Source organism: Hydrogenophaga sp., assembly GCF_011772445.1.
Taxonomy (GTDB): domain Bacteria; phylum Pseudomonadota; class Gammaproteobacteria; order Burkholderiales; family Burkholderiaceae_C; genus Hydrogenophaga.
On sequence record NZ_WVZN01000013.1, the window covers coordinates 1 to 13,677 of the forward strand.

Annotated in this window: 14 protein-coding genes; all 14 read right to left on the bottom strand. The window is 69.5% G+C overall.

The window, feature by feature from the left end:
• Positions 1-9: 9 nt before the first annotated feature.
• The 14 genes from GTO19_RS05700 to GTO19_RS05765 all read right to left on the bottom strand — a co-directional run bounded on the left by GTO19_RS05700 (position 10) and on the right by GTO19_RS05765 (position 13,670).
• Entirely contained in the window at positions 10-1,494 is a 1,485-nt protein-coding gene (locus GTO19_RS05700; protein WP_291019034.1) for a methyl-accepting chemotaxis protein, read from the bottom strand.
• Between the two features lie 43 nt (positions 1,495-1,537).
• A complete protein-coding gene (locus tag GTO19_RS05705; RefSeq protein ID WP_291019036.1) occupies positions 1,538-3,625 on the bottom strand; it encodes a flagellar biosynthesis protein FlhA in 2,088 nt (695 codons plus the stop codon).
• A complete protein-coding gene (gene flhB, locus GTO19_RS05710; RefSeq protein WP_291019038.1) occupies positions 3,622-4,761 on the bottom strand; it encodes a flagellar type III secretion system protein FlhB in 1,140 nt (379 codons plus the stop codon). Before flhB ends, GTO19_RS05705 begins: the two co-directional genes overlap by 4 nt.
• 1 nt (position 4,762) lies before the next feature.
• Entirely contained in the window at positions 4,763-5,533 is a 771-nt protein-coding gene (gene fliR, locus GTO19_RS05715) for a flagellar biosynthetic protein FliR (protein WP_291019040.1), read from the bottom strand.
• Between the two features lie 10 nt (positions 5,534-5,543).
• On the bottom strand, positions 5,544-5,813 hold the full coding sequence (gene fliQ, locus GTO19_RS05720; protein WP_291019042.1) for a flagellar biosynthesis protein FliQ: 270 nt from the start codon (positions 5,811-5,813) through the stop codon (positions 5,544-5,546).
• 12 nt (positions 5,814-5,825) lie between these two features.
• Positions 5,826-6,638: a flagellar type III secretion system pore protein FliP gene (gene fliP, locus GTO19_RS05725; protein WP_291019044.1), complete on the bottom strand. Its 813-nt coding sequence runs from the start codon at positions 6,636-6,638 to the stop codon at positions 5,826-5,828.
• Positions 6,635-7,027: a FliM/FliN family flagellar motor switch protein gene (locus GTO19_RS05730; RefSeq protein WP_291019046.1), complete on the bottom strand. Its 393-nt coding sequence runs from the start codon at positions 7,025-7,027 to the stop codon at positions 6,635-6,637. The genes fliP and GTO19_RS05730 overlap by 4 nt, the downstream gene beginning before the upstream one ends.
• A 2-nt stretch (positions 7,028-7,029) precedes the next feature.
• Complete coding sequence (locus GTO19_RS05735) at positions 7,030-7,902, bottom strand: FliM/FliN family flagellar motor C-terminal domain-containing protein (RefSeq protein WP_291019048.1); 873 nt, start codon at positions 7,900-7,902, stop codon at positions 7,030-7,032.
• Positions 7,903-7,909: 7 nt separating this feature from the next.
• Entirely contained in the window at positions 7,910-8,230 is a 321-nt protein-coding gene (locus GTO19_RS05740) for a flagellar hook-basal body complex protein FliE (protein ID WP_288251905.1), read from the bottom strand.
• A 681-nt stretch (positions 8,231-8,911) separates the two neighbouring features.
• The gene (locus GTO19_RS05745; protein WP_291019050.1) at positions 8,912-9,541 is read right to left on the bottom strand and encodes a hypothetical protein; all 630 of its coding nucleotides are present in this window, start codon (positions 9,539-9,541) and stop codon (positions 8,912-8,914) included.
• Positions 9,542-9,567: 26 nt separating this feature from the next.
• Positions 9,568-10,242 (bottom strand): hypothetical protein, encoded by a 675-nt coding sequence (locus GTO19_RS05750; protein WP_291019053.1) that lies wholly within the window; start codon positions 10,240-10,242, stop codon positions 9,568-9,570.
• 136 nt (positions 10,243-10,378) lie between these two features.
• The gene (locus tag GTO19_RS05755; protein WP_291019054.1) at positions 10,379-11,131 is read right to left on the bottom strand and encodes a hypothetical protein; all 753 of its coding nucleotides are present in this window, start codon (positions 11,129-11,131) and stop codon (positions 10,379-10,381) included.
• Positions 11,132-11,245: 114 nt separating this feature from the next.
• Positions 11,246-11,602, bottom strand: coding sequence for a hypothetical protein (locus GTO19_RS05760; protein ID WP_291019056.1), 357 nt, complete (start codon positions 11,600-11,602; stop codon positions 11,246-11,248).
• A gap of 94 nt (positions 11,603-11,696) precedes the next feature.
• Positions 11,697-13,670 carry an alkaline phosphatase family protein gene (locus tag GTO19_RS05765; RefSeq protein ID WP_291019057.1) on the bottom strand — a complete coding sequence of 658 codons (1,974 nt, stop codon included), beginning with the start codon at positions 13,668-13,670 and terminating at the stop codon, positions 11,697-11,699.
• Between the last annotated feature and the right edge of the window lie 7 nt (positions 13,671-13,677).

A 13,677-nucleotide genomic window follows, 5' to 3' on the forward strand; every position in this document is an offset into this window, starting at 1 on the left:
GGCCCTCGGCTACAAGCCTCCGGCCTCCCGGCTCTCCGGGAACAACCTATTGCAACTCAACATCTGGTCCAGGTGGCTCACGGCGGTGTTCACCTGGCCGATGCCGTCGCTCTGCTCGCCGGCGGCGGCCGAGATCTCGCCCATGATGTCGGTCACCCGCTGCACCGAGCCCACGATCTGCGTCATGGTTTCGCCGGCGTTGGCCACCAGTTGGCTACCCGCTTCGACCCGGTCCACGCTGGCGCTGATGAGGCCCTTGATTTCTTTGGCCGCCTCGGCGCTGCGCTGCGCCAGGTTGCGCACCTCGCCGGCCACCACGGCGAAGCCGCGGCCCTGTTCGCCCGCGCGCGCGGCTTCCACAGCGGCGTTGAGCGCCAGGATGTTGGTCTGGAAGGCGATGCCGTCGATGACGCCGATGATGTCGTTGATCTTGCGCGAGCTCGAATTGATCTCGTCCATGGTGGTGACCACCTGCGAGACCACCGAGCCGCCGCGCGCGGCCACCTCGGCGGCGCTGGCCGCCAGCTGATTCGCCTGGCGCGCGGCGTCGGCGCTCTGGCGCACGGTGCTGGTGAGCTGTTCCATGCTGGCCGCCGTTTCCTGCAGGTTGCTGGCGGTCTGCTCGGTGCGGCCCGACAGGTCCTGGTTGCCGGTGGCGATCTCGGCCGAGGCCGTGTTGATGCTGTCGGTGGCGGAACGTACCTGGCCCACGGTCTTCACCAGCGATTCGCGCATGCGGGCCAGGCCGCCGAGCAGGCGGCCCAGTTCGTCCTGGCGGTCGACGTGCACCTCGCGGGTCAGGTCGCCTTCGGCCACGGCGTCGGTGGCGCTCAGGGCTTCTTTCAGCGGCTCGGTGACAGAGCGCGTGATGGCCCAGGCCACGAAGGCGGCGATGGCGACGGCGATGGCGGCCAGCGCCATCAGCAGGGTGATCTGGCGCCTGACGGCGGTGCGAGAGTCGGCGGCGGTCTGCTCCATCAGGGCGCGCTGGCCGCCAATCATCTTCTGCTGTTCGGCGCTGTAGGCCTCGGCGGCGGGGGCGAGTTCCTTGTTCAGGATGTCCTGTGCGCCGCCGTAGTCTTCCATCTGCAGCGCGTCGAAGAAGCGCTTGCGCACGGCGAGGTAGGCGTCGCGCTTCTGGCCGATGCTGGCGAGCAGCGTCTTGCCCTGTTCGCTGACGATGCGGGTCTCCAGCTCCTTCTGCAGGGCGGCCACGTCCTTGGCGGACTGGGCCATCAGCGGCGTGAAGTGGTCGACCACGCGCGGGTCGTTGCGCGACATGGCCTGCGCCATGACGCGGTTCACGTTCAGCGTGGTCTGCGCGGCCCACTCCTGGGACATGTTGAGGCGCTGTTGCACCGAGACGATGCTCTCGGTGGCGCGCAGCGCGGCGTTGAGCCCCATCCAGGCCAGGGCGGTGGTGCCGACCAGCAGGGCCAGCACGATGGCGAAGCCGATCGTGAGGCGGGGACCGATGTTGACGTTCTTGAACATTCGAGAGACTCCGGGTTGGAACAGGTGTATATCGGTTGCGACGTCAACCAATTGAGCCCACCACCACCACGCTGCGGCTGTCGGGCATTTCGTTGTAAGAAAGAACGTTCAGGCCGGGCGCGAACAGGCGCGCGTAGCGGGCCATCACGGGCCGCAGCTGCGGCAGCACCATCAGCACGGGGGCCGCGGCCATCTGCTTCATCTGCTCACGCGCCATGGGCAAATGCGATTGCAGTTGGGTAAGAAGATTCGGTTCGATGGGGAAGTTGTCCAACGCGGCCTTGCCGGTCTGCGTGGCCTGGCTCAGGGCGCGCATCAGCAGGTCCTCGAGCTGGTTGCCCAGGCTGAAGGCCTTGACCTCGCCGACCTGGCCGCAGGCCTGCGCCACGATCTGGCGGCGCAGGGTGAGGCGCGCCTCGGCGGCCAGCAGGATCGGGTCCTTGGTGGTCTCGGCGTTCTCCAGCAGGGTGGTGGCCAAAGGCACCACGTCCTTGAGGGACACGCCTTCCTGCAGCAGGGTGCGCAGCACCTTGAGCAGCAGGCTGGGGCTGAAGGCCTTCTCCAGCGCGGCGGCCAGCTTGGGGGCCTGCGCGGCGCAGCGCTCCAGCAGGGCGGGCACGTCCTCGTGCTGGAACAGCTCGGGCAGGTTCTCGCGGATGAGCCTGGTCACGTGCGTGGCGATGACGGTGGGCACGTCCACCACCTGGTAGCCCATGCCCAGGGCGTGCGCCTTGTGCGCGGGCTCGATCCACACCACGGGCATCTGGAAGGACGGGTCGGCGCCGGGGATGCCGTCGATTTCGCCATACACCTGGGGCGAAGGAATGGCCATGAGCCGCTCGGGAAAGATCTCGGCCGAGGCGACCACGCTGCCGTGCAGCAGCACCTGGTAGTGCGTGGGTTTGAGGCCCAGCTCGTCGCGTGTGCGGATCGGCGGCAGCACGATGCCCAGCGATTCGCTGAGCGTCTGGCGCACGCCCTTGAGGCGCTTGGTCAGCACCGCGCCCTGCGCCGGGTCCACCAGGCCCACGAGCTTGTAGCCCACGGCCACGGCCAGCGGGTCCACCACGGGCAGGCTCTTCCAGTCGATGTCGGGCGCGGCCTCGGTCACCAGCGCGGCCTGCAGCGCATCGGGCGCGGCCGGTGGCGCCACCGCCTGGCGCTGGCCCAGGCGCCAGGCCACGTAGCCCAGCACGCCCGCGAAGGCCAGGAACATCAGCGTGGGCATGCCGGGCACCAGGCCCAGGACGATGAGCAGGCCGGCCACGCCGTACAGCACGTTGGGCGAGGCCAGCAGCTGCTGGCCCACCTGCTTCTCGATGTCGCCCGCGTCGCTCACGCGCGTGACGATGATGGCCGCCGCGGCCGACAGCAGCAGCGCCGGAATCTGCGCGGCCAGGCCGTCGCCGATGGTGAGCAGCGCGTAGAGCTTGAAGGACTCGCCGAGGCTCAGGTCGTGCATGAGCGCGCCGATGAGCACGCCGCCGACCATGTTGAGGATGAGGATCAGGATGCCGGCGATGGCGTCGCCCTTGACGAACTTGGAGGCACCGTCCATGGCGCCGTAGAAGTCGGCCTCGCCGGCCACTTCCTTGCGGCGGGCCTGCGCGCCTTCCTGGTTGATCAGGCCGGCGTTGAGGTCGGCGTCGATCGCCATCTGCTTGCCGGGCATGGCGTCCAGCGTGAAGCGGGCCGCGACCTCGGAGATGCGCTCCGCGCCCTTGGTGACCACCACGAAGTTGATGATCACCAGGATGACGAAGACCACGATGCCGACCACGAAGTTGCCGCCGATGACGAAGTGGCCGAAGGCCTCGATCACCGAGCCGGCGGCGTCGGTGCCTTCGTGACCGCGCAGCATCACCACGCGCGTGGAGGCCACGTTGAGCATCAGGCGCAGCAGCGTGGCGCCCAGGATGACGGTGGGGAAGAGCGAGAAGTCCAGCGGGCGGCGCACGTTCACGGCCACCAGCAGCACGATCATCGCCAGCACGATGTTGAAGGTGAACAGCACGTCCAGCAGCAGCGGCGGCAGCGGCAGGATGATCATGGCCAGCAGGGCCATGAGCAGCAGCGGCGCGGCGACGCGCAGCTTCTTCAGGTCGTTCAACAGCGAGTTCATGGGGTTCATGTCGGTCCGGCGCCGCTCAGGTGGACGGGCACGTCGAGGTCATGGGGCAGGTGAGGTTCGCTGCGGCGCTGGCCCTGGCGGAAGGCCTTGAGCGCGAGCACGTGGCGCAGCACCACGGCCACGGCCTGGTACAGCGTGGCGGGAATCTGCTGGCGCACCTGGCTGGTGTTGTAGATGGCGCGCGCCAGCGGCGGCACGCGCAGCACCTCCACGCCAGCGTCTTCGGCGATGCGGCGGATGTACAGCGCCATCTCGTCCAGGCCCTTGGCGATGACGTAGGGCGCGTCGGCCTTGTGCGCGTCGTACTTGATGGCCACGGCGTAGTGCTCGGGGTTGACGATGACCACGTCGGCGGTGGGCACGGTCTTGCGCACGCCGCGCCGCGCGATCTGCTGCTGGATCTGGCGGATGCGAGCCTTCACCTCGGGCCGGCCTTCGGTGGTCTTGTGCTCTTCCTTGATGTCACGCTTGCTCATGCGCTGCTCGCGCAGGTAGACCAGGCGCTGGATGGGCACGTCGATGAGGGCGTAGAGCACGAACACCGCCACCAGCGAGAACACGGCGGCCTGAGCCAGCGACAGGGCCTGCGGCAGCGCCTCGCCCAGGGGCAGGGCGGTCACACGCAGGAAGCCCTTGATGCTGCCGTTCATGACGACGTACAGAACGCCGAAGAGCGTGAAGGCCTTGAGCGCGGTGGTGGCGAACTCGGCCAGGTGCTTGGCCTTGGTGATGCGCTGGAAGTAGTTCATCGGGTTGAGCCGCTCCAGCTTGGGGATGAGGTTCTCGGTGCTCAGGATCCAGCCGCCGGGGAACAGCGAGGCGGCCAGCACGCACAGCGGCACGATGAACAGCGGCAGCAGCATCTTGCCCAGCAGCAGCATCACGGGCACGAAGGCGTGCGAGAACAGCTTGTCGAGCGCGCCGTCGCCCTCGGCCACCACGAAGCCCAGGGTGAAGAGGCGGCGGAAGTCGGCCAGGTAACCGGGCGCCAGCAGGACGATGGCCTGCAGGCAGACCACCAGGCCCACGGCGGTGGCCAGGTCCTTCGAGCGCGCCACCTGCCCCTGCTCGCGCGCCTTGCGCAGCTTCTGCGGGGTGGCGGCTTCGGTCTTGTCGCCGGTCTGGTCCTGGCTCATGTCAGTTCCGCATCAACTGTTCCAGCATCTCGAGCACCCGGGTGGTGAGGTTCACGTACTGCTGCGGAATGAGCTGCAGCATGCCGCCGAGCATGAACAGGCCGAAGACGATGATGAGCGAGAAGCCCAGCGAGAACAGGTTGAAGGTGGGCGCCACCCGGTTGAGGAAACCGAAGCCGATCTGCACCACCAGGGCCGAGAAGATCACCGGCAGCGAGAGCAGCAGCGCGGCCGAGAAGACCCAGCCCACCTGCAGGGGCAGCACGGTGAGCGCCTGCTCGGGGATGCCCGCGCCCACCGGCCAGGCGCGAAAGCTCGAACCCATGACGCCGCTGAACACCAGGTGGCCGTCCACGGCGAAGAAGATGAGGATGGTGAGGATGTAGATGAGCGCGCTCACCACGTCGGACGAGGCGCCGCTCACGGGGTCGTTCATCTGCGCCATGGCCAGGCCCATCTGGCTGGAGGCCATGTAGCCCAGCAGCGCGAAGACCGCCATGATCATCTGGAAACCGATGCCGAGGATGAGCCCGATGGCCACCTGCTCGATGGTGGTGACGATGCCCAGCAGCGAGAACGGGGAGATGGGCTGCGCGGGCGCCGCGATGGGCAGCAGCACCACCGCCAGCGTCAGCGCCAGCAGCACGCGCACGGTGACGGGCACCATGTTCTCGCCGATGACGGGCATGAACGTGAGGATGGCCAGCACCCGAACGAAGGGCCACCACAGCGCCATGAGCGTGGCGAGCATCTGGCCGAAGACGGGTTCCATGGCGCGGGGCTCACAGGGCCAGTTGCGCCGCGCGCTCGAAGATGGCGCGCGCGTAGTCCATGAGCTTGCCGGTGAGCCAGGTGCCCATGACGATGATGGCCGCCAGCGTGACCAGCAGGCGCGGCAGGAAGCTCAGGGTCTGCTCGTTGATCTGCGTGGCGGCCTGGAACAGGCTGACCAGCACGCCCACGATGAGGCTGGGCGTGATCAGCACGACGACGATCAGCACCACCAGCTTGAGGCACTCGGCCACCAGTTCGACGGCGATCTCGGGGGTCATCGCATCGCCTTTCTAGATGGCGCGCACGCTGGTCACCAGCGTGTTCACGGTGAGGGTCCAGCCGTCCACCAGCACGAACAGCAGGAGCTTGAACGGCAGCGAGATCACCACCGGCGGCAGCATCATCATGCCCATGGACATCAGCACCGAGGACACCACCAGGTCGATGACCAGGAAGGGGATGAACAGCATGCAGCCGATCATGAAGGCCGTCTTGAGCTCGCTGAGCACGAAGGCGGCGAGCTTGACGGTGAAGGGGTGCTGGGCCGGATCGCTCACGGCGGGCGCGCCCGACAGCGTGGCGATCTGCGTGATCGAGGCCTGGCTGGTCTGCGCGAGCATGAAGCGCGACAGCGGCACCTCGGCGCGGTTCAGTGCCTCCTGCAAACCGATGCTGCCCTGGTCGTAGGGCAGCAGGGCCTCCGTCCAGATGCGATCCCCCACGGGGCGCATGACCAGCATGGTGAGGATGAGCGCGATGCCGGTGAGCACGCGCGCCGGCAGGCCCTGCTGCAGGCCCAGGGCCTGGCGCAGCAGCGAGAGCACGATGATGAAGCGGGTGAAGCTGGTCATCATCAGGACCATGGCGGGCAGCAGGCCCAGCAGGGTCATGATGATCAGGATCTGCGTCCTGACGGTGTAGTCGGTGGTGTTGCCGGTGGTGGTGCTGCTGAAGATCTGCAAGCCGCCGCCCGCGGCCGCGCCGGCGCTGTTGGCCGCCTGCGCGAACGCGCCCTCGGGCCAGGCGAGGGTGGCGAGGGCGAGGCCGGCGCCGGCCGCGGCGGCCAGCCGCGCCGCGCCGCGCGGGCGCAGGGCGAGGGTCATGACGTGAAGCTGTCCAGGTCCAGGTCGCTGACCTCGATGACCTTGAGGCCGTAGTTCTCGCCGCTGACCACGACCTCGGCCTTGCCGATGGCCACGCCGTTGATCTTCATGGTGAGCGGCTCGCCGGCCAGCACGTCGAGTTCCACCACGCTGTCGGGGCGCAGGTGGGCCACGTCTTCCAGCGAGACCTTGGCGGAGCCGAGTTCGAGCGTGAGCGTGACGGGGATGCGGCGCATGAGGCGGCCCAGGCCGAGCGAGGGCGCGGCGGGCGCGGGCGCCGGGGCGGCGGCCTCGGTGGCACTGGCCATCTCCTGCATCACGGCGGCGAAGGCGTCGTCGGTGCCGGGCGCGGTGGCGAGGGGGTCGAAGGTGGAGCTGTCGGTGGACATGGTCAGACTTCCTGCAGGTTGGTCAGGCACAGGCGGCCCTTGTTCTCGACCACCATGGCCTTGAGCACGGGCTTGTCCTGCACGCGCACGGTGGCGGTGTCGAGCGAGATGGCGAGCACGTCGCCCGGCTTGAGGCCGAGCAACTCGCCCAGCGGCAAGGTTTTCTGGGCCAGGCGCACGTCCAGGCGCAAGGGCAGCGCGCGGCGCAGGCTGGCGCCGTCGGCGGCGCGCGCGGCGGACTGTCGGCGCGCCGGGGCGAGCTGGCGCAGCGCGGTGGCCAGGGTGTCGCTGTCGAGCGCGAACACCACCAGGCCCAGCGGCGCCGAACCGGCGAGCACCTGCGCCCACAGGAACATGGTCGGCCCGCTGAGGGGACAGCGTGCGGTGGGCAGGTCCTGTTCGAGCTGCAGCGCCCATTCGCCGTCGGCCGTGGGCTCACGGGCGCCGATGCGGCGCATCAGCGCCTGGCTGAGCAACTGGCCGAGCTGCGCGGCCAGGCGCTGCTCGGTGGCGGTTTCCAGCGGCGGCACGCAGCGCGCGCCCAGCTCCCAGTCGGTGGAGCCATAGCGGCGCGCCAGCAGCGCGGTGAGGGCCGAGCGCTCGATGGCGAAGGCGCTGCGGCCCACGCCGCTGCGGTAGGTGGCCCAGCGCAGGGTGGTTTCGATGGGGTTGGTGCGGCCATGCGACACGCCGCCCAGGCGCACCGGCGCGCCCACGCGGCCGGGGAAGGCGGTGGCCAGGGCGTGGTCGAGGTCCTGCTGGGTGAGCTGGAACAACGAGTCCAGCGCGTGGATGGGCCGGCCGAGTTCGCAGGGGTCGAGCGCGGTGAGGCGCGCGCCGGCGGCGGGCGGAAGGATATGGGGCGTGTGGGCCATCGGTGCCTCAGATCGGCAGCTTCATGAGCTCGTCGAAGGCGCCGACGACCTTGTTGCGCACCTGCATCATCATGTTGAAGTTGAGGCTGGCTTCCTGGCTCTTGAGCATGGCGCCGACCAGGTCGTCGCTGCGGCCGCTCTCCACGGCGCTGACGGCAGCCTGGGCGGCGTGGCCCTTGTCGTCGGCGGCGCGCAGCAGGCCACCGACGTGTTGCGTGAAGGAAGGCCCCTGCGCCGCGCCCGAGGGCAGCACGTCGGCGAGCTGGGCCTGCGCCGTCTGCATCTGCTGCAGGCTGGCGTGGATGGAGGAAAGCATCGACGGGTTCAAGGGCGCTCCCTGGACGGGCTATTTGTGATTTGTGGAAATGTATAGTCGCGAATCGTAATATGGACAGGTGACCCGTCAAGCGACGCGCCGGACGCAATCGGCGTTGGCGGGATGAGCGGTTGGGACGGCCGGCCTGACGGTGTCGGGGGTGCGGCTTGGGGTGGACGTTTCTGGGTGCGCCGCCTTTCGCGCCTCTGCTTCGCGAGGGCCGCTGGTGCGTGTGCCCGTTCTCCGGCCCACGCTCGCGCAGAGGCGCCCAAGCGCTCGGACAGGGCTGGCGTCACCACCGCGGCTGGCGCGCCCCCTCTGTGGCAAGCGCGAATGGGGCCTACGCCCGGACACCCGCACCATCGACCCCAGTAGCGGGCTGGCCGGCCATAGAAGACCGGACTTCCCTTCGCTCAGCGATTAAATGGAATCTGACCCCAATAAGGGGAGCCCGGATTCCTCGTGGCGCGCTCGGGCGTCACTCTCGACGGATGGTGGGGTTCGCGGGCGCAGGCCCCATTCGCGCTTGCCACAGAGGGGGCGCGCCAATCACGGTGTTGACGCAGGCCCGGTGGAGCGCCCGGGGACATCTGCGCGAGCGTGGGCCGGAGAACGCGGACCACGCCAGCCGTCAGCGCGAGGTCTCAACGAGAAACCAGCGCGAGGAAGCCGCGCAAAACACCAACGCCCCCCTCAGAGCTGGATCTGGATGTGCGGCAGAAAGCGCACGCTGGCGTCCTCGAAGCGCTTCTTGTCGTAGCGCAGGGTGGCCGCCCAGAGCACGATGGATGGGTCGATGGCCGGGTTCACCGGGTGCACGATGCAGCGCACCGCCTTCTCGTGCTGGAAGGTCTTGGCCACGCAGTCGGGGTACTTCAGGGCCAGGTCCACCAGCGACTCGTCGGCCACCGAGGCCCGCCGCGCGCCCGTGTCGCGCACGATCCACTCCACCCACTGGTCGCGCAGCTCGTCGCGCAGCGCCGCGCCGATGCGGTCGAAGTGAATCCAGCCGGTTTCCGCCACCGTGTCCCGACGCGCCTGCTCGCGCGTGAGGTGGAAGTTGTCCACGCGGTAGTTCAGGTCGACCATGAGCACGCGGTTGAGCCCCGCCGCGCGCTGATGCTCCTGCGTCCACCTGGACGCGGCCACCAGCGCGGCCTGCTTGGCGCTGCCGCCGTACACGCCGGTGATGAGCCCCATGGACAGCTCGGCGTTGTGGCCCGCGAAGGCCAGGCTGCAGTCGCGCAGGCGGATGCGCTCCGGCACGTCGCGCGTGTGCGCCAGGAAGGACAGCTGGATCATGTCGCGTTGCTTGGCCACCATGGCGGTCTCCTGTTGCCGTGCCGCGTTCAGGCCTTGCGGGCCACCGCCTTGCGCACGGGCGCGGCGGCCTTCTTCGATTTCACGCCAGGCTTGCGCCCGGTCTTCTCGCGCGTGGGCGGGAAGTCGGGCGTGGGCACACGGTACGCCACGTCGAGGTCGACGCCGCGCATCGCCCACACCTTCTTCGCCACGCGTTCGAGCACCTCGCGCGGGTCGTCCACCTGCTTGAGCTTGCTCAGGATGCACTCGATCACCGCGTAGGCGGGCAGGTCGGTGTCGTTGCGGCGGCGGTCGTCGGACAGCCACTGGTACTGCCGCGCCGAGGAGCGGCCGAAGATCTTGGCAAAGCGCGTGCCGAGGTCCACCCGCGCCCAGGTCTCCAGCTCGGTGCCCACGAAGGGCTCCAGCGCGGGGTCGTACATCAGGTGGAACAGTTCCTTGATGGAGTAGCGCGCCCAGCCGCGCTCGCGCGGCACCTCTTCGTACAGGCGGATGAGCAGCTCCAGCGCCTCGGGCAGCAGGGGCAGGGCGCACATCCTGTTGTAGTGGTTGGAGTTGCGAAACCCCAGCGCGTACTGCGCGTCGTACTTGGAGAGGTTGTGCTCGCCGCGCCATTCCTCGATGTCCAGTCCCATCATGGGCCGCTGCGAGCGCGGTTTGGACAGATCGACCAGGGGTCGCTTGAGGGTGCTTGCGTTCATGTCTCGTGGGGCCGGGGCGCGGCCCTCGACCAGGGTGTCATTGGTATTTCACACTTTGCGGAGTTTAGCTTCAACAAAGTGAGTTAGTGAGCGCCGACCTTCGTTGGCCGCCGCTGTCGGATGGGCGGCGCGCCGCTCAGGCGCGCAGCGGTTCGAGCAGACCGAAGGCGCTGTTGGCGCGCATTTCGAGGAAGCCGCCGGCGCACATGCGCGCGGTGTAGAACTGCTCGAAGCTGGCCACCGGGCCGAGACCCTCGACGAAGGAGCGGTAGGCGGCCCACAACTGCTCGAACAGATCGGGCGGGCAGGGGTAGCGGCGGAACACGTCCTGCAGGCGGCTGCGTTCGTAGCGCCAGTGCACTTCCTGCGGGTCGCCATCGGCGGCGGCCTGTTCGATGCGCGCGCCCAGTTCCTCGAAGGCCAGCAGGCGCTGCAGTTCGAGCTGGATGGTCGGGCCGCCGGGCTCCAGCGGACGCGCCGGGCCGTCGGCCGCAGGGGCGGCGGGCGCCACGGTGCCGCAAAGCTGACCGTGGTGCGCAATGGCGCGGCGCGCCACCACCCAGGCGGCGTTGCCCAGGGCGGCGGTGCCACGCGCGTCCAGGTCGGGCAGGGAGAGCTGCACCCGGCCAGGCAGGCGGCGCGAGGGCTCCGCGCGCAGTTCGACCACCAGGAAGAGCACCGACTCGGCGTACAGGCGCAGCACCGACTGGCGCGCCTCGCGCGGCGCAGCGGCATCGGGCATGCCCCGGCCCTGCACCACCTCGCCACTGGCGTCGTGCGGGCGCGTGCTCAGGTGCAGCGAGATGCGTTCGATCGGCATGCGCGGCGGGCGCAGCACCTCCACGGCCCAGGCCAGCGCGCGCGCGGGATCTTTCAGTTCGTCGTGCACGGCCGCCTCCCCGGGCGATGACCGGGGGAGCCGGGGCGATCGCTCAGTTTTGCAATTTGCGGAAATGCACACATGCGAACCATTATTCACCAAAATGGCGAACCGTGCACGTGTTCAGCGGCGGAAGTGTTGTTCGAGTTCGGTGAGCACGCCGTCGATGCCCTGCAAGGTGCCGGCCAGGTCGCGGCACAGCAGCAGCCACTCCTGGCGCTGGGCCGAGTGTTCGGAGGCGGTGTCGGCGGCGATGAGCTGCACGGTGGACTCGAGGTCGGTGCCGGCGCGCTGGCGCAGGCCCATGGCGTGGATGAACAGGCCGCGCGCGGTTTCCTGGGTGTCGCCCATGGCGGCGCGGGTGTCGTCGCTGCTGGTCATCACGTCGGCCATCAGCAGGTTGCGGATGGTCTCCAGCGTGCCGGTGAGGTGGCGCATGCGCTCGCAGACGGCGACGAGCTTGTCGAAGGCGTTTTCCATGGAGCCGCTGACCTTAGCGCAGTGGGCGGACGGTGTCCCGTGAAGGGGATCACGGGGTGCGTCCGGCGGATCGGCGGAGGGCCGGCGCCCGGATTCAATCCTCGCGCGCTTCCGCCTCGCGCGGCACGAAGTCCACCTCGCGGCCGTCGCTGAGCAGCTGCCGGATGCGCACCGGCGCGCCGCGTTCGTCGAAGTGCACCAGGCCGATGCCGGCGCCATTGAGCAGGCGCCGGCCGTGCGGCGTGCCCTCCGGTTTGCGCGGCGTCACCTTCATGTGGCGGCGGCGCGTGAAGCGGTTGAGCGGTGAACGCGGCGAGAACAGCCAGCGGTTGAGGTGGTCGAGTTTCTCCAGCAGGCCCTCCGGGAAGGTGTTGCGCAGGCCGCTGCTGCAGATCTGCCAGATGTGCGGGCTGGGCGCGGGATCCGCCAGAGGAGACTGGCGCCGCCCGCGTGGGCGCAAGGCCACGTCGTAGACGAAGGAGTAGTGCACGTCGCCCGAGAGCACCACGAAGGTCTGTGGCGTCTTCGGGTGCCGGAAGATGTTGAGCATGGCGCTGGCGGCACCGGGGTGCGACATCCAGTTCTCGGCGTCCACCAGCAGCGGGTGGCCGAAGAAGCTGAAGATGCGCTGCACGGTCTCGATGAGCTTGACGCCGAAGATGGGCGCCGAGGCCACCAGCAGCACCGCGGGGTGGCCGCGCAGGGCCTGCTGCAGGTCGGTGAGGGCCTCCCAATCCATCAGGCCGGAAGGGCGGCGCGGCGAGCGGTCGGAGCGCCAGCGGTGCGTGCGGCTGTCCAGCACCATCAGCGGCGGCGTGGTGGGCCACACGTAATGCCAGTCGCGCCAGTGCAGCAGGCGTTCGATGAGGGCGTCGTGCGCTGTGCCGCCGGGCTCGTCGAGCGCGGCCTGCACGGCATCGAGCAGGGCGGCGCCGCCAAAGGCCTCGGGCCGGTTGCCCCAGCCCTGGTTGAGCAGGTAGGCGATGAGCGCATTGCCGATGACGCGGCGCGAGAAGGGGTGGCCGTAGGCCACGTCTTCCCATTCGCGGCTGAGGTTCCAGTCGTCGGTGACGTCGTGGTCGTCGAAGACCATGGCCACGGGCAGGTGGGCGAGCACGCGCCGCGCGGCACCCAGGCCCTGGCGGAAGTCGTGAATGGCCCGCGCCTCGCGGGCGTAGCGCTCGGCGTTCTCGTCGCTCAGGCCGGGCGGGGGCGACAGGTCCAGGCCGCGCCAGGGCAGGGGCGACCACACCAGCAGGTACATCGCGAGCACCTCGCCCAGGGTGATGAGGTGGTTGTGCGCGTTGTCGGTGGTGAAGATGGGCTTCTTGACGCCCTCGAACACCAGATCGATGAGGCGTTCGCTGCGGGGCGTGCGGGGCAGCAGTTGCTCGCGCCGGTAGTAGGTGTCGGGGTGGGCGAGCAGGTCGCTGGTGCCGCGCACCTCGCTGCCGTCGGCGCCGGCGATGGCTTCCTCGCGCAGGCCCAGGCGCTGCATGAGGCCGTGGATGGCGCGCAGCATCGGTCCGGCCACGTCGTCGCAATAGACCTGGTCGCCGCTGAGCACGAGGGCGGAAGGCCATTGGGTGATGTCGTTGGCGGCGTCGCGCAGCAGATGGTCGAGGTGCGTGTCGGCACGGGCCAGGCCGTCACCACCGCCGGCGTGGTGCGGCTTGCGGCAGGAACCGTGCAGCAGCGCGCGCACCCCGGGGGCGAAGCGCAGGCCGGGCGTGTCGCGGCCGGGGTAGCAGAGCGCGGGGTCGTCGAGCGGCGTCCAGCCGCCAGCGGCGTCGGCGAACTCGAAGCGGTAGCCGGTCCAGAGGCCGGCGGTGAGATCGGTGTCGAGTTCGAGCTCGATCAGCAGGAGGGCCAGGTGCTCGCCCGCGCGCAGGGTGTGCACGGTGGGTGAGTGGGTGGAAGGTGCGCCGCCATCGGGCAGCAGGCTCACGCGCACCTGGGCGGGCGCGTGGCTGCAGGCGATCCACCAGGCGATGCGGCGGGCCTGCACGCGGCGAAGGACGGGGCCCGCGAGCACGGGTGGCAGCTTGTCAGGAGAGGCTTCGGTCATCCGGCGT